The organism is Chryseobacterium sp. WX, assembly GCF_029542485.1.
GTDB classification, from domain to species: Bacteria; Bacteroidota; Bacteroidia; order Flavobacteriales; family Weeksellaceae; genus Chryseobacterium; species Chryseobacterium cucumeris.
Genome location: NZ_CP120710.1, coordinates 2,880,790 through 2,903,720, shown reverse-complemented (window position 1 = coordinate 2,903,720; position 22,931 = coordinate 2,880,790). Strand labels below are relative to the sequence as shown.

The 22,931-nt window shown below is 37.3% G+C and carries 14 protein-coding genes; 3 read left to right on the top strand and 11 right to left on the bottom strand.

The features are described from left to right. Positions 1-28: 28 nt before the first annotated feature. The 6 genes from PZ898_RS13050 to PZ898_RS13025 form a co-directional block, all read right to left on the bottom strand. Complete coding sequence (locus PZ898_RS13050; RefSeq protein ID WP_062675679.1) at positions 29-607, bottom strand: hypothetical protein; 579 nt, start codon at positions 605-607, stop codon at positions 29-31. A gap of 172 nt (positions 608-779) precedes the next feature. After that, a complete protein-coding gene (locus PZ898_RS13045; protein ID WP_277693512.1) occupies positions 780-3,125 on the bottom strand; it encodes a phospholipase C, phosphocholine-specific in 2,346 nt (781 codons plus the stop codon). 82 nt (positions 3,126-3,207) lie between these two features. Further along, positions 3,208-4,728 (bottom strand): SusD/RagB family nutrient-binding outer membrane lipoprotein, encoded by a 1,521-nt coding sequence (locus PZ898_RS13040; protein ID WP_277693511.1) that lies wholly within the window; start codon positions 4,726-4,728, stop codon positions 3,208-3,210. Positions 4,729-4,748: 20 nt separating this feature from the next. Next, positions 4,749-7,889 carry a SusC/RagA family TonB-linked outer membrane protein gene (locus PZ898_RS13035; RefSeq protein ID WP_277693510.1) on the bottom strand — a complete coding sequence of 1,047 codons (3,141 nt, stop codon included), beginning with the start codon at positions 7,887-7,889 and terminating at the stop codon, positions 4,749-4,751. 302 nt (positions 7,890-8,191) lie between these two features. Next, entirely contained in the window at positions 8,192-9,796 is a 1,605-nt protein-coding gene (locus PZ898_RS13030) for a hypothetical protein (protein ID WP_120232918.1), read from the bottom strand. Positions 9,797-9,918: 122 nt separating this feature from the next. Continuing rightward, positions 9,919-10,713: an SDR family oxidoreductase gene (locus PZ898_RS13025; RefSeq protein ID WP_277693509.1), complete on the bottom strand. Its 795-nt coding sequence runs from the start codon at positions 10,711-10,713 to the stop codon at positions 9,919-9,921. 396 nt (positions 10,714-11,109) lie between these two features. Here PZ898_RS13025 and PZ898_RS13020 point away from each other — a divergent pair, with 396 nt between their 5' ends. From PZ898_RS13020 to PZ898_RS13010, 3 genes are all read left to right on the top strand, one after another. Continuing rightward, on the top strand, positions 11,110-13,998 hold the full coding sequence (locus PZ898_RS13020) for a TonB-dependent receptor (RefSeq protein ID WP_277693508.1): 2,889 nt from the start codon (positions 11,110-11,112) through the stop codon (positions 13,996-13,998). A 24-nt stretch (positions 13,999-14,022) separates the two neighbouring features. After that, a complete protein-coding gene (locus PZ898_RS13015) occupies positions 14,023-15,531 on the top strand; it encodes a RagB/SusD family nutrient uptake outer membrane protein (protein ID WP_062675684.1) in 1,509 nt (502 codons plus the stop codon). A 123-nt stretch (positions 15,532-15,654) separates the two neighbouring features. Next, complete coding sequence (locus PZ898_RS13010) at positions 15,655-17,481, top strand: alkaline phosphatase (protein WP_277693507.1); 1,827 nt, start codon at positions 15,655-15,657, stop codon at positions 17,479-17,481. Between the two features lie 221 nt (positions 17,482-17,702). Here the strand turns inward: PZ898_RS13010 and PZ898_RS13005 are convergent, their stop codons facing one another. The 5 genes from PZ898_RS13005 to PZ898_RS12985 all read right to left on the bottom strand — a co-directional run bounded on the left by PZ898_RS13005 (position 17,703) and on the right by PZ898_RS12985 (position 22,817). Further along, complete coding sequence (locus PZ898_RS13005) at positions 17,703-18,701, bottom strand: phosphatidylinositol-specific phospholipase C (protein WP_117753118.1); 999 nt, start codon at positions 18,699-18,701, stop codon at positions 17,703-17,705. 331 nt (positions 18,702-19,032) lie between these two features. Next, positions 19,033-19,713 carry a hypothetical protein gene (locus PZ898_RS13000; RefSeq protein ID WP_277693506.1) on the bottom strand — a complete coding sequence of 227 codons (681 nt, stop codon included), beginning with the start codon at positions 19,711-19,713 and terminating at the stop codon, positions 19,033-19,035. A 78-nt stretch (positions 19,714-19,791) separates the two neighbouring features. Beyond that, entirely contained in the window at positions 19,792-21,012 is a 1,221-nt protein-coding gene (locus PZ898_RS12995) for a 3-phosphoshikimate 1-carboxyvinyltransferase (RefSeq protein ID WP_277693505.1), read from the bottom strand. A 69-nt stretch (positions 21,013-21,081) separates the two neighbouring features. Further along, a complete protein-coding gene (locus PZ898_RS12990) occupies positions 21,082-21,408 on the bottom strand; it encodes a nucleotide pyrophosphohydrolase (RefSeq protein WP_034692883.1) in 327 nt (108 codons plus the stop codon). After that, positions 21,408-22,817: a hypothetical protein gene (locus PZ898_RS12985; protein WP_277693504.1), complete on the bottom strand. Its 1,410-nt coding sequence runs from the start codon at positions 22,815-22,817 to the stop codon at positions 21,408-21,410. Before PZ898_RS12985 ends, PZ898_RS12990 begins: the two co-directional genes overlap by 1 nt. Between the last annotated feature and the right edge of the window lie 114 nt (positions 22,818-22,931).

Genomic DNA, 22,931 nt, shown 5'->3' with positions numbered 1-22,931 from the left:
AAACGTAAAATAGAATTTTAATTAAATTCTAATTGTCTGATATTGTATAAGTAACGGTAGCAGCAACAGTAGCTGTAGCCTGTAAATCTGCATACGCGGCTACCCCTCCAGGACCACTTCCTGCAGCGAGTGCATAGGTAAGATTATGACCGTTATTAGCTCCATTTCCTGTATAAGCACTTCCAATACCAGAAATAATTGTCTGGTCAGTACCAGTTAATGTAAGCAGTCCTGCGGAAGTTCCCAATGTGCCTGCTCCTGCTCCGGTGGCCGCCGCCGCCGTTACATTAAGATCTACTCCAGGAATGATAGCATTCATTTTTACGCTTACGTTACGGGTAGGATCTGCCACAGATTTAATAGAAGAATAATTAAGCCACAACGTAGTGTTGGCCGCAGAGGGAAGAATAGGATTTCCTGCTTCAGTAGGAGCTGTAAATCCAAGAGTAATGTTTTTGGTTGCTGCTGGTTCAATATCGACCAATGCGACTTCGGGAATAGAAATGGTAACCGTATGGTTATCTGTAGCGAGATCTTGGGCACTAAGATTCCCGGATAGAGCAAACGCAAATAAAGACGCTGCAATAGTTAAATTTAGTTTTTTCATGACACTGTTAATTAGTAAAGTGAAGATAACAAAATTCAATATGTTTTAAAAAAAATATACCACATATTTTTTATAATTGCTTATTTCTCATATGTAATGCATTATAAGATGAAATAACTCAAAAAAAATACTGCACAATTTTGTGCAGTATTTTATGAATATATAGGCGTTTTTAAGCCCAATGCGGGTCAGAAACGGAAACTTTTCCGGTTTCTATTCTTCCGGCAAAGTGCCACAGATGATCGTTTAATTTTAGCTGCAAATCATACCAGCCTTTGTATTTATCAAGGTCAATAATGATTTTTTCTTCCATTTTTTGTACAGAAATTGTTCTTTCGCTTCTTGTATAAAGATCTTCCAGACTGATGGAAAAATTTTTCTTTTTGTGATTTTTGATAATTAATTCAATCTGATTTTTTGAGGTCATATTCGTCAAGATCACCTCTGTTTCTGCAGTTTTATTTCCCTTAAATTTCCTGAAAAAGCCATTGGGACCGAAAACTTCATAATCATAAGCTCCCGGCTGCACAGTATGGGATAGCGTTTGCTTTTCATATAAAGCATATGAAAAATGATAATTATTATTGTCGAATTGAGTTCTGTTATATACCAAAAGCGGAACCCCATTATCTTTCAGGTTAGTCATTTTTATATGGTCTCCTTCCAGATTTACATGGAAATGATAAGGCAATGGGTTGGAAGGTTTCAGTCCTTTTTCCTGAATGTCAAGCAGGCTATCTTTAAGTTCATCTTCAGAATACCATTTCAAATTAGGGACAGGTTTATTTTTAGCTGCGTTGATGGTTTTAGCATAATCCTTCTGATTCAGATAATCCATTTTCGGAACTTTCACGCTGGAAGAATTGAAAGCGGAAGTAAGATCTCCACATATCGCTCTTCTCCAGTCACTGATATTTTCTACACGGACATCCTTTTTGAATTTCTTCATAATGAATTTTTCCAAAAACTGCAGGACAGACGTGTGATCCGATACTTCAGAATTGACAAAACCTCCTTTCGTCCAGGGAGAAGCGATGATCATAGGGACTCTGTAACCCAATCCGACAGTTCCTTCTACTTTTTCATAGCTTTTTAAAGAAGGAGAGCTCATATATTCCTGAGTTTTATCCACATATTCTACCCCTTCTTTTCCGTTCATATCTACGGGCTGGCTTGGATTCACTGGTGGGGCAAAAGGCAATACGTGATCAAAATACCCGTCATTCTCATCATAATTGATGATAAATATGGTTTTCTTCCAGGTTTCAGGATCTTTGGTCAGAATATTCAGAACTTCAGAAATATACCAGGCTCCGTACCATGGTGAACCCGGATGATCAGAAAAATGTTCCGGAGCTACCAGCCATGAAACCAACGGAAGCTTTTTCTCTTCCACATCTTTACGGAACTGAAATAATACATCACCTTCCGGAACAACAAGCCTTTCTCCGTTTTCATCCTTTCCAATTTCCAGTTTCCAGTAATCAGGATCGTTGGAATTAGTGGTAAAGGCTTTTTCATGAAGATTTTTTTCTTCTTTTGAAAGTTTGGAATAATTGTCAGGGTGGTATTTCACCTGATCTTCCTGAACTTCAGCCAGCATGGCTTCCAGTCTTTCTTTCTGATTAGGATTTTTTTCAATCTCCTTCTTCAGATAGGCGATGATATTGGGAATATTCTGATAATATCCTTTTGAAAATTTAACGTTGAATTTTGAAAACCACTCAATCGGGTTATCTGTAAAATTACTCAGCCAGGCTTCCTGTTCTCCGGACATTCCTTTTGGAAGACTGATTTCATTCTGATAAATTCTCCACGAAACATTTTGCTGCTCTAATATTTCCGGGAAACTTTTCCATTTTGCCTGCCTCGCTTTATCATAATCAATATTTTCATTGACAACATTGGCTTTTACCTTTCCATTTTGCTGTTCTCTCAATGTTCCGGACCAAAGAAACAGCCTGTTGGGAGTAGTTCCGGTAAGCGATGAGCAGAAATACTGATCGAATATGGTGAAGGCATCTGCCAGCTGATAATAAAACGGAAGGTCTTCGCGGTTGTAATATCCTAACGTAAGCGGAATATTTTTATAATCTTTATTTCCTGAAGCTTTCGCCTGAAGCCATTGGTCAAATTTACCTTTGTTCAAAGCTTTCTGCTGATCTGCCCATGAGTGTGGCAGTGAGCTCATCCAGGTAGATTTTGTATTTCTTAAATCCAGACGGGCAGGAGAGGCATATTTTCCTTCGTCACTTTTTTGAAAGAAAACAGAATGGCCGTCCTGTTTTATAAAAGCTCTTTTATCCAAAAAACCTCTTACTCCTTTAAGAGCACCAAAAGCATGGTCAAATGAACGGTTTTCCTGCATCAGGATGACAACATGCTCTGCATCATAAAATGTAGACTGGGCAGCCGGATCAATGGCTAAAGCTTTTAAAATGGAAGGATGTAAAACATTTGAGGTTCCTAATCCTGCTAATAAAAGACTTGATTTCTCTAAAAATTCTCTTCTGTTCATGTTCAATCGTAATAAGAAAGAAACCGCAAGTTAATAGGATTTTCCTGCGGTTTCTTTGTTTTATATAAAATTAATCAGATTTTTATTGTAACCACCAAGGTTTGGAGCTGATATTATCATTTCCTCCATACTGAGCCGTTAAAGCAGCTTTTAAATTATTGCTGTTGTAATTATATTCAGATTGCGGATATCTGAACCTGAAAGGAGCTGCGACTCCTGCTTTTAAAGGATAATTTGGAAAGCCTGTTCTTAAATAATCAAAGTAAGAAGTCCACTGTGCCTGATGGAACATCGTCATGTATTTTTGAGTCATGATCTTTTCCAGTTGTGTTTGTAGTGGATCAGCATCATTATATACTACCAAAGGAGTTGCAAGATATTGGTTGACATCAAAGCCTGAGAAATATTGTCCCGGATTTTTTACATAGGTCTGATAAAAATTGAAACTTGCTTTGATCGCATTATCATAATGTGTTTTTGCCGACCCGGAAATCCAGCCTCTTGCTGTAGCTTCAGCCAGAATAAACTCAAGTTCTGAATAACTTAATACAGAAGCAGGTTCATTGGTAGGGTCTTTATAAAAACGATCGTTTACTTTGGAAATGTTTTTTGCCGTGATCAGTGCTGCATTATCAGAATACGGAGAAGTAGGATTTCCGCCGTTATATCCTGTATAGTCTGTGATGGCTTTTCCTGCTTCTTTTGCTCCTGTAGTCTGTGCTGCAAACGTGAACAAACGTGGATCATGCCTGTTTTTGAACATATTAATAAAATAATCAGCCATGTACAAACTTGAACCATATCCACTGTTGTTAAACATCGTGTATCTGCTGTCTGCTGCATCAGCAAACTTAAGTTCACCGTTATCTGCAATAGAGGTCATGAGAGACTGGCTTCCTGCAATAGAAGCAAATTCTGCAGCGATATTATAACTTCCTACTGTCGTTTTTTTAGATAAAGTGATCAGAATTTTCAGACGGAATGAATTAATCAGTTTTTTCCACTTTAAAGCATCTCCGTTGTAGACAATATCACCTTCAATTTTATCGGTGGTATTAATAAGATCATTGGCTTCTTTTAATTCTGATAAAATTCCGGACATGATAGCTTCCTGTGTATCATATTTAGGCTGGGTAATGCCGGATTCACCCTTTGCTGCTTCAGAATAAGGAGCACTTCCAACTTTTAAACTGATATTGAAGAAATGATACGCTCTCAAAAATTTTCCGATGGCCAGATAATTTTTGTTTCCTCTTTTTTCAGCTTCCTGCATCATTTTTCCAGTGTTCAGAAGTCCTTTGGTATAGACTTCAAAAGAAGTATCATTCCATTTCATATACTGGTATGAATTTTCACCATCAGTACCAATCATCATTCTGGAGGCATACATATTGTCCCCGTTTACCTGAAAAGTATATTTTTCAACGTAAGTCAATAGATTTTTGGGATCAATACTGGCCTGGTCATTAGGGTTTTCATTGATGGTATCAAGGTTAGATTCACATGATGCTAATGTCAGAAGTCCGGCTGCAAATAAAGATTTCATCAGCCATTTTGCTGTTTTACCTTTTTGCTCTGTCACTTTGTTTATAGTATTTTTCATTGTCTTGACGTACTTTTTAGTTAAAACTTAAGATTAAATCCGATTCCAAACCATCTGCTGGATGGATCCTGAATATCATTGTCTGTTTTTGTCTGGAAGTCTGGATCAGAATAAAGGTTTTTTGATTTTTTCCACATCGCCAGATTGTAAGCAGAAATATTGGCGGTGAAACCTTTAACCATTCCTCTTGGGTTGAGTAATGAAGAGAAGTCATATTCTAATACTACAGATCTAAGCTTGACGAAAGTTCTGTCAAAAACGTTAGCAAACTCTTCGCTTTCGTCCTGTGTTACTCTTGCACGGTAGGGATAATTTTGCGCCCAGTCCTGGTAGCTGATAGCTTTTGTGTGTGGAGTATAGGTTCCGGTTGCCGGATTGTAGTTAACCCCATCAGGTACAAAATAATACGTTCCCGGATTTGCATATTCAAGATCTCTGTACGCTACAGAATTAGGGTGTTTTCCTCCCCACCACATTTTTTCCACAACCTGGGATCTCATCACACCTCCGATGCTTCCGTCAATTCCGATGTTTAAAGTGAATTTTTTATATTTGAATGTGTTGTTGAAACCGAAAGTCCAGTCAGGATTGAAATGTCCCAGATTACTTGGGTTATTAGCTCTTGTCGGCATTCCTGTATTCGCATCAAGAATTACTTTTCCATCCGGAGACTTTTGCCATGTATAGTCGTAATAGCTATCCATTCTTTCGCCTAGCTTAATATTTTTGTAGTTCGGCATATTATCATAAATGGAAGTCAGCTTTTGTTCATAAGTACTCCAGTTGATTAATGTTTTCCAGCTGAAATCAGAAGTTTTTACCGGAACTAAACCAAGGGAAACTTCAAATCCTTTGGTTGTATATTCATTTCCGTTTACATATTGAGAAGTGAAACCGGATGATTCTGCAGCAGGGAACTGGAGAATATTATTATAATCTAATGTTCTGAAATAAGTAGCGTCTAAAGTGATTCTGTTATTCAGGAACCCTGCGCTTAAACCTAATTCATAAGATTTTGTCTGCTCCGGTTTCAAAGAATTTTCTACATTCAGAGTGGTTGGATAATAATAAGTAGGGTTTCCATTGAATGTGATTCCCCCATTGTTCAGATAATAATTTCTGATGGAATAAGGCTGGAAGTCATACGCTACTTTCGCCCATGAAGCAGAAAGTTTCAACATATTGATAGATTCCGGCATTTTTACCAGGTTGGAAATAACCGCACTGATGGAAGCAGAAGGATAGAAGTAAGATCTGTTGGCCTTAGGTAGTGTAGAAGACCAGTCATTACGCCCGGAAACATTGATGAAGAAAGCATTGTACAACCCGATATCAATCGTTGAATACGCACTGTAAATCAACTTTTCCTTCAGATAAGTGTAATTTTTCAGTGCTCCGATAGAGTTCTCAAAAGTGTATACTTCGGGAATTTTTAATCCATCCGTAGACCTTTCATTGTTGTTGTTTTTATAATAGAAAGCAGAACCTCCCGCATTGATTGTAAAATCAAAATTTTCAGATATCTTTTTCTTGTAAGTTGCCAACACATCATAATTGAGGTTCCATGTTTTATTATCCTTCAAAATATAACCGCCACTTCTTGGTGCATCATAATTGAAATAGGAATAAGGACTCAGAATTTCCGTTTTGCTATGGTTTTCGACAAGAGATATTTTCCCTTTTACCGATAGATCCTGTGTCGCTTTATACTCTAGACCTGTCTGGGCATTGATAATATTGGTTCTGTTCTGGTTCTTGTAATACTCGGCTCCGAACCATGGGTTGTTGTACCAGGCATAGTTCCAGTTGGCTTGTGCTCTTCCTTCCTTTCCTGGGATCCACATATGATTTTTCAATGCTTTTCCATCTACATCTCCTCCCATCCAGATCAGGATGGTGTACATGTGTCCGCTTGGATTATAATCATAGTTGGGAATATTAGGAGTAAAAGCCTGGTTGAAGTTGAATTTTGTATCGAAGGTTAATTTATCTCCTAAATGGTTTTCAGAAGAGAAGTTGATTCCATATTTCTGAAGATAAGAATTGGGAACTCTGTCGTCATAATTCATGAAATTCCCAGAGAATCTGTATATGTCTTTATTGCTTCTATAGCTGATCGCGAAGTTATTATTGTTGATTACTGCTGGTTTTAAGAACGTACTTAAGTTATCATGGTATTTCCAGTCAATCGGAATTCTTTCATATCTTGATTTATCATCATACTGAGTTCCTGTTACTGCTCCATACCACGGAACAACCTGCCCTGTTACTTTATCTCTGATAGGGCTGTTCCATTGAGCGATCTGTAATCCCGGAACAAATTTTGGTCCCCAGATCATATCTCCGTCATTTACCCCGCCATCGGCTCCGTCCCAGAATTCGTATTTTCCATGGGAACCGTTACCATATTCAGTCTGGGTTTTCGGAAGATTGGTAAATCCTGCTGTAATCATGGTGTTTTGGGAGAATTCTACAGAAAAGCCTTTCTTTTTAGCATTTTTTGTGGTGATTAAAACAGCTCCGTAACGACCTCTTGAACCATAGAGAGCAGAAGCGGTAGCTCCTTTCAGGACATTGATGTTTTCGATATTATTAGGATCTAAATTCTGGAAAACCTCTTTTTCTACAATCACACCATCAATGACGAAAACCAGATTGGAGTTTCCTCTCAGCGTAAACTGTGGAGCCTGCTGCATTCCAGTAGGATTGGAAACATTCAATCCTGCGACCTGTCCGGAGAATAAATTTCCAATACTTGGAGTAGTGATGGTTTCAAACTGTTTTGTTCCTACTTCCTGAGTAGAATATCCGATTTTTTCTTTCTTTTTGGCAATACCTAAAGCGGTAATAACAACGCCTTCAATCTGCTTTTCGTTTTGCTTTTTTAAGACAACGGAATACTGTTTTTTGGAAGAAACCTCAACTGTATAAACAGAAAAATCAGGAGCAAAAAATTCAAGAATATCTTTGGGGTTTGCAGAAATAGTGAAATTACCATTTTCATCTGTAGTAGCAGTCTTTCCTGTGTTTTTGTCGGTGATGTTCACACCGGAAACACTAGAACCGTTTTCTGATTTTACATTTCCTGAAATATTGATTTCCTGGGCAGAAAAATAAAGAGGAAGTAAAAAAACGGCAAAAGTGGCTAGAGTTTTCTTCATTTTTTTGAAGGCAAATTTAGCAGTGCACTGTTACCAGTACTTTAATGATGTATTAAAATAAAAATACGATTTAATATTTTTTAACAATAAGAATTAATAAATAAGTAAAATGAAAAATGTCCTTTGTATAGGGACTTTTGCTTTATTATATAAATATTAATATAAAGAAGGAGGCTGGAGAGGAGTGCTGGAGGTTGTTATCGTGTTATAAGATTAACATAAAACCTTTTAAAAATACTGGGATAGTGAAACCGTGACCTCAATAACTTGTGGCATCACGCTTCCCACTTCCTTCTTTTTTTCTAAAACCTACTCAGAATTCCCCAATGGATTTTAATATCATTAAATTTAAAAGGATTTCCGAACTCATTACCATTAGACAGCTGGAAACTCATCAGACCAATAGGAATGAAGAAATTGAAACCGAGCCCGACACTGTAGAGCTTGGGTTTTACATTTAAAGATTTATTATTAAGCTGCCCATATTGTCCAAAGACGTCAAAGAAGGCCTGATTTCCGATCAGATACCGGTATTCCAGACTTCCATAATAATAAAAGTCAGCAGCGAGGGAGTTTTCATTGAATCCCCGCATGGAGTTCCATCCTCCGAAACGGTATAATTCATTGGCAGAGAATTCTATTTTAGAATCCATCATCGCACCTTCCGCTTTGATGTTCAGGAAGTGATTCCCGGAAATGTGGTAATTGTGTTCTCCAAAGAAATAAAACTGGTTTTGATTAGCTTTAATATTATCTTTAGAATATGTAGTTGTTAAGAAATCATATCCGGCATTGATCCTTGTTTTGTACAGGAAAAGGTCAATATCAGTAGGTTCTGTCATTTCATACCATATCCCGATCCCTTTTTTATTGTAGTCTTTTCCCTGAACGTATAAGGTATCAATAATAGTAGAGGTTTCCAAAGTTGCCCTTAGACCGATTTTATTCCTGTTATTGATATGGTAATAGAAAGCAGGAAGGAACTTTACATTGGCAAACGTAGAATCCTGTCGGTAGATATTTACCTTCGTATCCATCCCTACATTTGATTTGAAAAGGTATGGAATATCTACTCTAAGATCAAAAGTCTGTCCTTTGTCCGGGTTTCTCTGCCAGTATAAATTGACGGTTTCAAAACCATTGAACATATTCCTGAAATTGACGTTCATTGTCCCGTTTAAGGTGAACTTGGAGGTTTTGTCATTTCCAAAACCGATAACCCCATCAAAAGTATTGGTTTTTTTCTTTTCCAGAAACAGGTAAATACTGGTAGAGTCTTTCGTAAATAAAGTTTGTGGCTGCCGTTCAAGGGTTAGGAAAGGATGACTCTGGAAGGTTTTATTGATGGCTAGAAGGTTTTTGTCATCATAGTTTTTACCTTTAAACTCCTTTTCCAGGTTTTTGATGAATCTTTTGGGAACTTTTTCGTATCCTTTTACTACGAATCCGTTGATTGTTCTTTTATCATTCTTGTTGATGTCAAGTTCTACTATTGGATAGCCGTTTTTCTGCCCTTTGTATTTAGATTTTATTCTGCTGAAAGAATATCCTTCATCAATATAAGTTTTGTTGATACTTTTCTTGGTGGAGTCTAAATTTTTAGTGAAAAAATCTTTCTGAATTTTCAATTTCTGAACCAGAGAATCCGTAAGGTTTACATAAGTTTCATTGAAGTTTTTCCCTTTATCGTAGAAAATTTCCGTGCTGTCACCTTTTACTTTTACGTCTTTCAGTTGAGTGAAGAAATAATTGCTCTGGGCTAATGAATCCAGAAATTTTACAGCTGAAGTAGAATCTTTTACTTTTTTCCTGACCTTGGTCTCCGTATCAATCAGCCAATACTGCTTCTTCTGCGCTTGTGTGAAAACGCAGAACAGTACAAAAAATATTTTTAAAAGTAATTTCAATTTATTCTTCTGAATATGAACTGGAATCTCTATAAAATACAAAAGATTCTTTATTGCATTTCTGAACTTCGTTCGCAGACTTTCAGTCAGTGTTCAGAATGACAATGCGCCTTATCAATCAACTAATTTTTATCCAGTTTATTATACTTCTTCATCAAATTCTCATAAGTTCCCTGCGGAAGAATCCATTTCAACGGAACTCCAATTTTCTGTCCGAATTTACCAAAATAATAATGAGCTTTCCATTTATTTTTTGCTAAAAGTTTTTCAATGTATTCTGCGACTTCCAAAGGCTCTGTTCCGTCATTCACATGAGAATTCATCAAAGCATATACTTTATCAAAAACACTTTTATAAGGTTGAGAAACCTGTGCAATCACTCTGTTGTCTGCAATATTGGTTTTAATATCTCCCAGATGCAGAGAGCATACATCAATATTCCATGGGTAAACTTCATACCTCATCGCTTCCGTTACTTTATCCAAAGCAGATTTAGAAGCCGAATAAAATCCACGGAAAGGGAGACCCATTTCACTTCCGATGCTGGAAACATTGATGATTTTTCCGAATTTGTGCTCACGCATATTCGGAAGAACGGCACTCATCATCTGTACAGGTCCGGCAAGATTCAGACTGAAAAGTTTCAGAATATCTTCTTTCGTAGAATCTTCCACGGCGCCTACCATTCCCATTCCGGCATTATTGATCAGAACATCAATTTTAGTTTCTGTTTTTAAAACCTCAGCTACAGCATTTTGAACTGCTGTATTGTCTGTCACATCAGTGGGTATAGATTTGAAGTATTGGCTTTCTGTATACTTTCTGCTTAATCCGTATACTTTATGTCCTTTTTTACCAAAATATTCGGCTAATGCAAACCCGATTCCTGATGAGGTTCCTGTTATAATGATGGTCATTGAATTCGTATGATTTTTAATGTTTTATTTTTCTTTTGAAGCCAATGAGACGTTTTTTAAAGTCTTTGTTCAAAAGTAAAATCTATTTTCAGCAAATGTAAAAAAAGAAAAATGAACTCAGTTATTTATTATTCCTGAAATAATTTTTAATGATTTCTTGACCTATTGTCCCGATTTGATGATAAACTTAAGACAAACTTAATCTCAATCATGCATGGATTATTTGAGGAATGATTACTTTTAATTACATATGTTGTTGAAATACAGTTTTTTAATTTCTTTTTGTGGTAGCGGGTATCTGAAAAAAGCTAAAATTTCTTAATAAAAACATAAGGAAACCTTAATGAGTGGTGGGAGCAGGCTGTTCTAATTTTGCACCTAATCAAAAAGGAGATCATGAATGTATTTAAAATCCCTGTATCCGTAACGTATTTAACGGGAAGGGTATTACTTATTGGTGCAATATCAGCTTCACCGATGTTCCTCGCTCAGAAAAAAGACAGCTTAAAAGAAAAATCCATCGACGAGATTGTTGTGGTTGGATACGGAACACAGAAAAAAAGTAAAGTTTCCGGAGCTGTTTCGGAGGCTTCACTGGATAAACTTACTTCCAGATCTTTGTCCGGAGTAGGAGAAGTACTTCAGGGTAAAGCGCCCGGAGTGACTGTAGTGAATGAAGGCGGTGATCCTAACGGAGCACCGAAGGTCAATATTCGTGGTCTGGGAGGAATCAATGGTGAAACTCCCCTTTATGTTGTGGATGGAGTGGTTTTCAACGGAACACCGTCTATCAATCCCAATGATATTCAGGATATTTCTGTACTTAAAGATGCTTCTGCAGCTATTTATGGAGCAAGATCTTCAGGAGGGGTTATTCTTATTACCACTAAAAAGGGGAAAAAAGGAAATCTTACTGTTGATTTTGATGTTAAGTACGGAGTAAACCAGGCGTGGAGACTGAAAGAATCTCTGAATGCAGCAGAATTTCAGGACGTGATGTACAAAGCCTATGAAAATGCCGGGAAACTGGGAACTTTACCGATGGCTTTTAATCCTAATCAATATCCGGACGGAAGAATTACCAGAACAGACTGGATGAAAGAAATTTTCAGAACAGGAACGATTCAGGAATACAACGTAAATCTGAGCGGTGGAAGTGATAAATCAAGATATTTTGTGGGCATGAATCACAGAAGTCTTGAGGGGATTTTACTGAATACTCAGGCAAAACGATACAATTTCAGAGTTAATTCTGAACATAAAGTAAAAGACTGGCTGACGATCGGAGAAAATATGTACTATAATTACTCTGACGGCAATACAGCCGATACCAAAAGTGGATATACAGGAGCTTTGGTAGCGGCTATGTACTATCCGCCAAATGTTCCGGTATATACGCCGAGTGGTGCGTTTTCCGGACTGCCGATTGATGTGGCAGGTGGTTACGGAGATATGATCAACCCTGTTGCGTATCTTAAAAGAATCAGTATCAGAAATCCTACCCACGAAATTTTAATCAACCCTTATGCTGAAATTACACTGGCGAAAGATTTAAAATTCCGTTCCAATTTCTCACAGACTTTTAAACTGGGAGATGTAAAGAACTTTACATACAGAGTCCTTGAAATTGGGAAAATTTTTGATACCAATAATCTGGAATACCAATCCAATAATTCTTCAACAGCGCTTGCAGAACAATTGTTAACGTATAAAATCTCAGCAGGACAGCATAATTTCGATTTTCTTGGAGGTTTTACTTTCCAGAAAACAATTGATGAGGGTTTTGTGGCAAAATCATATGATTTCAGAAGTGAAGCTGAGGTTTTCCAGCACCTTCAGAACGCTGCGGATACCAATAAAGATGTTTCCAGTTACAGATTCAAACAGTCTTTGGTTTCTTATCTGGCGAGAGTAAATTATGACTATGCCGGAAAGTATATTGTAAGTTTATTGGGAAGACGTGATGGCTCTTCACTGGTAGCGAAACAAAACAGATTTGCTAACTACTATGCGATTTCCGGTGCCTGGGTGGTTTCGAAAGAAAACTTTATGAAAGATATCTCATGGCTTTCAAGTCTGAAATTAAGAGGAAGCTACGGTATCTTGGGTAACCTTGGGGGAATTTCACCTCAGGCTGTAAATCCTTTGATGACGAGAGATAATAATGTGATTTTCGGTCAGGATCCTTCTCAGAATATTGCTTATTATGCCACCACACGTCCGAATCCGGATCTGAAATGGGGGAAGTCTGAGCAGACCAACTTTGGGGTAGATGCTTCATTCCTTCACAACAGCCTTTCTTTACAGTTCGATTACTTTGTGAAAAATTCCAAAGATCAAATTTTCAATGTAAGCTTACCAAGTACGGCAACGTATAATAATCAGTATGTGAATGCGGGATTATTCCAGGATAAAGGATACGAATTGGGAATCAATTATAACAAAGTAGTTTCCGGCGATTTCACGTTCTCAATAGGAGCTACGATGAGTCAACTAAAAAATACGGTGAAGCAGCTTGCCAATGTGGATGAGATCTTCATCAATGATAACGGAGTAAGAGGTGTATTAAAGCCAACCCGTGTGAAAGTGGGTGATCCTTTGTATTCTTTCTATGGTTATAAGACAGGAGGAATTTTCCAGAGTCAGGAAGAAATCAACAATTATAAAGATGCCAACGGAAATCTTATCCAGCCTAATGCCAAGCCGGGAGATATCAAATTCCTGAAAAAGGAAGGAAATACGGGAGTACTCAATAATAATGACTTCGTCAATCTTGGAAGCCCATATCCTAAGTTCTCTTATGGCTTTTCGTACAACATGACCTGGAAAAACTTTGATCTGAATTTATTCTTCCAGGGCGTTTACGGAAACAAAATTTTCAACGGAATGAAATTTATTTCTTTGAATCCGGGCGGAACGGGGCAGAATTATAATATGGACAGAGATATCCTGAATGCATGGACACCTCAGAATACCAATACTGATATCCCAAGACTGGTACACGGTGACCCAAGCGGTAATTATTCCAAAGTATCAGATTTTTATGTGGAGGATGGATCTTATTTAAGACTGAAGAACCTTACCATCGGGTATTCATTACCAAAAGAATTGTACAGAAAACTGGATGTAAACAAAGTCAGAATTTATATGACCTCCAACAACCTGTTTACCATAACGAAATATACAGGATTCGATCCTGAAGTAGGGATGAACTCTTACGGAGTTGATACCGGAAGATATCCTCAGGCACGCTCATTCATCTTTGGAATAGAGGTCGGATTATAATTTTTAACCAGCAAAAAGTAAAAAATGAAATTTTTCAATAAAATATTGTTAGTATCAGGAATATCAGTGATGCTTCTGTCATGCACGGGAGAACTGGATATTCAACCTGAAGGAACACCTACTGAAGCAAGCTTCTGGAAGACAGAAAACGATCTTATTACCGGGGCAAACGCTATGTACAAACCTTTATTCGATGGTGAATTTTACGGAAGAGGTTTGTTCTGGTTTATCAATGCCAGTGATGATATGGTAACCGGAAGAGCAAAAAGTGAGGCAGATAATGCTAAAAACTTCAGCAGCAATTATATCGCAGCAGGTGATCTTGAAACCCAATGGAACAAAAGATATAACGTAATTGGAGTGGCCAACCGTGTGATCCGTAATGTTGATAATATTCAGACTTCGCAGGCCACCAAGAATAAATATCTTGGAGAAGCACTCTTCATGAGCAGCAGAATGTATTTTGAGCTTGCCTATTCTTATGGAAATGAAAAAGCAGGTGTTCCTATCATCGACCGTTCGAAAGATCCGGATCCCAACCCGATTCCAAGAGCAGCCAACGTAATGGAAAATTACACGTACATTGTCAACGACCTGAAAAGAGCTGCTGAATTATTACCTACACAGGCAGAACTTCCAGCAAAGGATTACGGAAGACCTCATAAAGCCGCAGCTTGGGCATTGTTAGCAAAAGTATATCTGTTTATGAAAGACTGGAAGAATGCAGAATTCTGGGCTAATGAAGTAATGACCAAAGGAAACAGAGCCTTATTAGGTAATTTTGCTGATGTTTTCAAAGCTGAAAATAACTACAGTTCAGAATACATCTGGTCGGTTCCGGGAACTACAAAGTTTACTGCCTGGGGAAGTATTCTTCCGGGAGTAATGCTTGAAAACAAAGGATGGGGAGAATATAACGGATGGGGATATTTTCAGCCAACAAAAGAGTTGTTTGATGAATACGAAACGGGAGACCTTAGAAGAAGTGCGACCATTCTGAAAATTGGAGATAAATTTACCTTCAACGGAAAAGAAAGAATATACGCTTCTACGAATTCCCTTACCGGATACCAGTTTAATAAATATATGGATGCCTTCAAGTATGAGCTGAAAAATGGTCACGTGAGTGCCAACGGAGATTATCCGTGTACAGACCTTGCCGTTCCGATCATGCGTTACGCTGAGGTGATCCTGATCAAAGCAGAAGCTTTACTGATGCAGGGAAAATCTGCAGATCAGGAGATCAATATGATCCGAGTACGTGCAGGATTACCTGTGAAAAACGGATGTACATTGGCTGATCTTAAACATGAAAGACGTTGCGAACTGGCGGGTGAATGGGCAGACAGACACAGAGATCTTGTACGTTGGGGAGATGCTCAGGCAGCGTATGCGAAGCCTCTGCACGGTATCAATGGACAGGTAGTGTGGGCCGCAAGAAACTTTAATCCGGCTGTACATAATGTTTGGGCAGTTCCACAGGCTGAAATCGTAAACAGTCACGGGATCATTAAACAAAATGAGGGCTGGTAAAATTTTAATCTTTTTATATATAAGTCACTATATCATTACAGAACCTTCTGTGGTGATATAGTTTTTTCAAAGGTATGGAGATAGGTTGTTTCATTTGACCTATAAAATAATAACGATATACGAATGAAATTATCAAAAATATGGGCTGTATTAGCCCTTGCTGTTTTTTCTGAAAATCAGGCACAAAATTATTTGAATTATAATGTAGGGAATGCACATTCACATAATGATTACATGCAGGAGATCCCATTCTGGCAGGCTTATTATGCCAACTTCGGTTCCATTGAGGCAGATGTTTTTCTGGTAAAAGGAAAGCTTTGGGTAGCGCATACCGAAAAGGAACTTTCTGCAGACAGAACATTGGAAAATCTTTATCTCGATAATATTTCTAAACAGATTAAACTGAACAAAGGAAATATTTATCCTGATGCTGGTAAAAAACTTCAATTGCTGATTGATATAAAACAGGACTATAAAACATCATTGGCTGCTTTAGTCAGTACATTAAGGAAATATCCGGAGATTACAGGAAATTCCGGAATTAAAATTGTGATTACCGGAGGAAGACCTCAGCCTGCAGATTTTAAAAATTATCCGAATTATCTTTATTTTGATGGAGATCTTGATAAAACCTATTCTGCAGATCAGCTGAAAAGAATTGGAATGTTCAGTGCGGACCTTCCTGGATTGGTAAAATGGAACGGAAAAGGAATTCCAAGGGATGAAGAAACGCAAAAAATCAAAACTGCAGTAGGTAAAGCCCATGACCAGCAGAAACCTATTCGTTTTTATGGAGCTCCGGATTTTCCGAATGCCTGGGTAAATCTGATGGATTTAGGCGTAGATTATATCAATACCGATCATATTCCGGATCTCAAAAAATTCATGAACACGATTCCGAAAAACTTTTATAAGAATACAAAGGAATATGCCACTTATACTCCAACGTATCAGTCAGATGGTGTGGAGAAAAAAGTAAAGAATGTCATCCTTCTTATTCCGGACGGAACTTCTTTACCGCAATATTATGCTGCCTTTACAGCGAACAAAGGAAAACTGAATGTTTTCAACATGAAATCCACAGGGCTTTCCAAGACCAATTCATCCAATGCCTATATTACAGATTCAGCACCGGGTTCTACAGCGTTCGCAACAGGAGTTAAGACTAAAAATACTTTTGTAGGAGTTGACAATATGGGAAAAGCATTAGCACAGATCCCTGATATTATTGCTGAAATAGGAATGACTTCCGGTTTAATTTCCACAGGAGATGTTACAGATGCTACGCCTGCTGATTTTTACGCCCATTCGGATAACAGAAACAGTTCGGAATCTATTTTAAAAGATTTTGCGGCTTCAAAAACAAAAATATTAATTGGAGGTCCTACAAGCGGATTGTCTCAGGATAATCTTCAGAAATTTAAGGAAGCAAAAATAGATTTGTATCAGGATTTGAAATCAGTAATGAAAATTAATAATCGTACATTGGTTATTGATCCTCTGGCTTCACAAAGAATCACTAATGGAAGAGGAAACTGGCTTGGCGAAGCTTTTGACCTTACTTTAAATGATTTAAAAAATAATAAACAGGGATTCTTTATGATGATTGAAGCTTCTCAAACGGATGGCGGAGGTCATAGCAATAATATAGAACAGCTGGTTACAGAATTACTGGATTTTGATCATGTGGTAGGGAAGGCTATGAAATTTGCTGACGAAAATAAAGAAACCTTAGTGATTGTAGTGGGGGACCATGAAACCGGAGGTTTAACACTTTTAGATGGCAGTCTGAAAGAGGGTTGGGTATTCGGGAACTTCAGTACGAATGATCATACTTCCATTCCGTCAAGTGTTTTTGCGTACGGACCGAATTCAAAAGAATTCACAGGATTGTTCGAAAACACTGAGATCTTCAACAAAATACTGGCTGCTTACGGAATTAGGAAATAGCTTTTTTACACTTTTACTTTTACAAAGAGAGATTGTTTCATTGCTGGAACAGTCTTTTTTTGTGAATTAATTTAGAATTCCCGCAGATTCTACAGATTAAGCAGATGGTTGAGTTAATCTGCGTTATCTGCAAAATCTGCGAGAGATAAAAGCAGAACAAAACGCAAAAAGGCTGCCTCAAAAAGAAAGACAGCCTTTGAATAAATCTAACAAATAATAATTTAGAAATTGGTGTTAACGATCAATTGGGAAAGTTCAGCATTCACAAAATCAATCGGCATTATTCCGAAAGATCCGTGAGTATTGGATTGGAAGAATGTTTTAAGCCTTGGATTGATATTGTTGGATACGGTAGGAATATTTGGGATACCAAAGATTCCTGGTTTATAACCGCTGGTAAAATTCACGAAAAGTTTACCATTCGTATCATTTTTAGCTTCATTAAGCAGGCTGGAAATTCCATTCCACTTATCGTCGTTATTAGTTACTTTATAATAATCCTGCACTTTTAACTGTACCCCGGAATTGTTAATGTCAAAAGTTGTATTATCAGCCCATGGTGAAGCGTTGATTCCCTTAGTTGTTCCTGAAGAGAATCTTCTTAGTAATTTGATCTTTCCTCTTACAGCACCAAGCGTAGGAATGTTTGCTCCAAGATCCCATTTCGAAGGATTTTTCTGTACATAAGAATCAAAAGTCTGTTCAAAACTTCTGGTGGTATTGGAAGCATCATATTCTTCTTTTACAGACATGATGATTGTTTCTGATGGATGGCTGTTAAGGAACGCATAGCACGCATTAAGCACATCATCAAAATTCAGATTTTGGTAAATCGCTCCGTGATGAATGGTGAAAGCATTGTCAATATGTCTGCAACGTATATCCAGAAAACGGACTCCGGCGTTCAGTTGTTCTGCGATGCTGAGGTCTTGAGTTTTAGCCGTACCTGATACAACAGGGGCATCTACACGTGCTCCGGAATCATGGGTTCCGGGAATCGAGATTTTTGAAATGGAAATATTATCCTGAAGACCAGACATCCAGCTGTTCATCTCGATAGGTGCTAAAGAAGCTCTACTGCTAACTTTTGCTAAAGAAGCTAAGCTGTTTTCATTAGAGTCTCTTTCCATAAGGCTGTCATTGGAACAGGAAAAAAAGACAGATGCAGTAACCACTCCAAGAGTGATAGCTGTCATACGTTTCATGCTTTGTTTGAACATAGTTTTTTTATTTTTAAAGTAGCTTAAAAATAAGAATATATCAAAGCACTAGGAGTTAATTTAACTTTAAGTGATAATTAAGTTGGTATAAAGTAAGGGAGCTGGAAGAAAGAAGAAAAACGACGATTTTTATTAACGCAAAGCTTATTTTGGTTCCGGATATAGAGAGGAAGCAAAGATGAAATCAATAAATTGACTCTTTCTAAGCGGATGCATAACAATTAAGCTTCATCAACGACATTGTCGCCTTCTTTGCTTTCTTTAAATAGAACTATAGAATTGTTTTCTTTGCGTTTTCAAAAGATATAGCTTTTCCAGATAGAAGTCTCTCTTAAAACGCAAAATCCTCCTTCAACCCGGGAATTTTGAACTTGTGGTCTCCGATAAAGAAATCATTCATTTTAATAAGAGCCGGGAATTTATGAGTAAATTCTTTATGTAAGTTTTTGGGTAGTTTGGTATGATCATCACAGGAGGAATATTCTCTGTCAACAATTACTTGGCCTGTAGAAAAATTAATTTCATTGGTGAAACTGAAATCACAGGTATCTTCAAAATGATCGTATAAACCTATCAGATAAAAATCTCCGTTCTGAAATCTGAAGGTATGTTTATATTGCTGTGTATGCCTTGAATTGGTAAAAAACAGTTGTTCAATAACAAGACAGTTATTTTTTATATTGATTGTAAGAGTATTATCGGAAGGATAAAATCCGAATCCGCTTGAAAAAATGATGTCAGAATTTTCTTTCCATACTTTCAGACTACTGTTTTCCTTTTTCAGAATATAGAAAACCCTTTTATAGTCACTTATACCTTCCGGGTTCTGCTTGTATGATGCTTTTATATTCGTATTAAATACCAGGATAGTTTCATCTTTTCCATCTTTGTCAAGATCGCCTTTGGCTTCTGCAATCTGAGTATAACCTTTCGGAACCGAAAAATTTTTCAGCTTCTGAGCAGATAAGCTCGTCACAGATAAGAATATCAAAAAGTGAATGACAGATTTCATGATTATCAGTATTATTAAAAATGTGGTAATCCGAAATAAAAATCATTTTTCAAATTACCACATTTTTATATTGTTAAATTAATGAGTCAGTATACTTTCAAGATCTTTCCAGAACATTGGATAAGACTTTTCTACTACATCTTCATCTTCAATATTGAGCTCGCCGATCAGACAAAATGGTGCAAAACTCATGGCCATTCTGTGATCCTGATAGGTCTTAATAGAAATATGGCTTTGTGGCTCTCCAAAACTGATTGATTTAATCGTCAAATCTGTGATCTCTGTTTCGGTACCCAGCTTTTTAAGCTCATTATATAAAGCCAGAAGCCTGTCGGTTTCCTTTACTCTTAAAGTCCCCAGTCCGGAAATCTCAAAAGGAATTTTTAAAGTGGCGGCTGTTACACAAAGAGTTTGTGCAATGTCCGGACAGTCGTTCATATCCAGCATAATTTTTTCCGGGAAAGAAAAATCACGCTGAGGTTCAAGCGTTAGTTGATGTTCATCTTCAGAGAATGTAGTTTTGATTCCGAAGAACTTTTCGTAGATGTTGGCAATTGCAGAATCTCCCTGTGTGGATTCTTTGTAAAAACTTTTTAGATGAATCTTTTCTCTTCCTAATGCACAGATAGAGTAGAAGTAGGAAGCCGAGCTCCAGTCGCTTTCCACTTCATAATGTACAACTGCGGAATTGTCAGGAGTGAAAGGTTCTACTTTGATGGTATTTCCTTCAAAACTGCTTTGAATACCAAATCTGGTCAGGATATCAAGCGTCATTTCAATATAAGATCTTGAAGTAACGTCACCCACAAGATTAATCACTAATCCATTCTCAAGTTTTCCTGCTATAAGTAGCAGTGAAGTGATAAACTGGCTTGAGATATTCGCAGGAACATTTACCGAAGTCTGTGTGATTTTTCTTCCTGTAATTTTTAAAGGGGGAAAACCTTCATTCTCCATATATTCAATTTCCACTCCAAGATCTCTCAAAGCACTTACCAGATTTTTGATAGGTCTTTCCTTCATTCTTCCGGAACCTGTAAGAACAGTTGCCTTTCCTTCCTGAATAGAATAATAAGAAGTGAGAAAACGCATTGCTGTTCCCGCATGATGAATATCTACCACTTCGGTATTCTCAGATAAAGCTTTTTTCAGCAGCTGAGTATCCTGAGAATTGGATAAATTCCCGATTTTTATATTGTTAAACAGACTTTCCAGAATCAATAAACGATTCGAAATACTTTTCGAACCGCTGATCTGTACTGTTTTATCTCCTGATAATTTTGATTTTTCTAGCTTCATTATGATCTACATTTCTAAAAAAATAATGAGTTACAAATTGATGTATTATTTATAACTCATCATTTATCATTATTTCAATTTTTCGTTGTTCTGATGCCGGTCTTTATCACGGTCAGTTTTTATTTTCATTTTTCTGTCGAAAGCATCCTGCAGGTTGACTCCGGTTTGGTTGGCCAGACATAGCGTAACAAAAAGCACATCTGCCAGTTCTTCACCAAGATCTTTATTCTTATCACTTTCCTTTTCGCTTTGTTCACCATATCTTCTGGCAATAATTCTTGCTACTTCGCCTACTTCTTCTGTCAGCATTGCCATATTGGTAAGCTCATTAAAGTATCTTACCCCAATGGTTTTGATCCATTCATCTACCTGCTGTTGTAACTGCGTAATTTCCATTATTGATAAGCTCCTAAAGTTGGGTTAGTGGTTCTGGAAACATTCACAATATCAAAAGGTACCGTTGCTGCAACAGCCGCATTTCCTTTTCCAAGAGCCGGAGAACCTGGTTTTACCCTTAAATTCATTTTAGCCATAAAATAATTGACAAACTGAGGTTCTGCATTCTTCACCGTTTGTATCACATTCGGATTGTTGTCAAAAGTGAAACCTGCTCCGGTGGCACTTGTATATTTGATTAATGAATTTTGAAGTAAGAATTCAAACTGCTGTCCCGGAGTTTGCTCAAAATGAACAGCATCATCCCTGTCAGAATAGACAATACTGTTTTTGATGTCAAGCTGCTGTAAGGCTCCTTGTTGCGACTGCCCGGTATCATTTTTCCATTCATTGGCCGCAAAAATTCCTGCTCTGTCAAAAGAACTCATTGTTTTAGAATAATTCGCAATGGTAGCATGAGTATAGCTATGTTTTCCACCCAGGAAAATACCAATACATGATAAACCGCAATTGTTCATGACAAGATTATTGGCATTCACGGTAGAACCTACGGCATAGATTCCATATTCAAAGAAAGTGTGGATGAAGGAATTGGTAATAGTAGCATTGGTTTGCTTCATATCCAGCCCTCTAGTCCCTCCGAAAAGTCTTGCATGGTTCATCTTAAGGGTAGAATTGGTCTCCATTTTAATAGAATTCCAGTTTTTAGGAATCGTATCATAATAAGGATCATTCCTGTCTCCGCGAAGAATAACCTGATCTGCCTGAGTACCGTTAATATTTAAGACCGCTCCGGAAGAAACTTTCATTCCGCTGTTTTTGTGGAAGTATACTTTCGTACCGGGATTGATATCCAATGTTATATTAGGATTAATGGTAAGATTTCCGTAGATGATCTTTGCTTTATTGTTATTCCATGTAGTGGAACTGGTAATTACATTCGGGTTTCCGGGAGTCTGAATGAAAAATTCAGCATCCTGAACAACAGAAAATAAAGTTACATGCTGTTGTCCGCCAGGACTTGTAAAAAGAACTTTGTCTTCTGCAATGGCTTCCGGTCCTGTAGCTTCCGGAGCAATTTCAACAAAAATATAAAGGCTGTCTTTCTTTCTTAAAGGAACATTTTTAAAATCATATCCCGGTTTTCCATCTACATTGATTCTATATAATGAAGCCGCTCCTTTTTCAAGGTTTACTCTTGGGATCATGATATCCTTATCTTCATTATTATATACTTTTACAACATAAGTTTCTGAACGTACCTGATGATATACCGTATCACAAAATACCGTATCTCTGGAGAAGCGGAGTTCCTGTGAAGGACTGTCAAACGTTATGTCATCTTTATTACATGATACTGCTACAAGTAACATCCAGAAGGAAAAAGCCAGTAATAATTTGAATTTCATTGAAATTAAAGTTTAAGTAAGTTCCAAATTTAACGAAAATACTTTGAATTTCTTATCTATAAAAAAATATTGAATTCAGTATTTGGAATTTTAAAAAAATGTTGTATTTTTGCA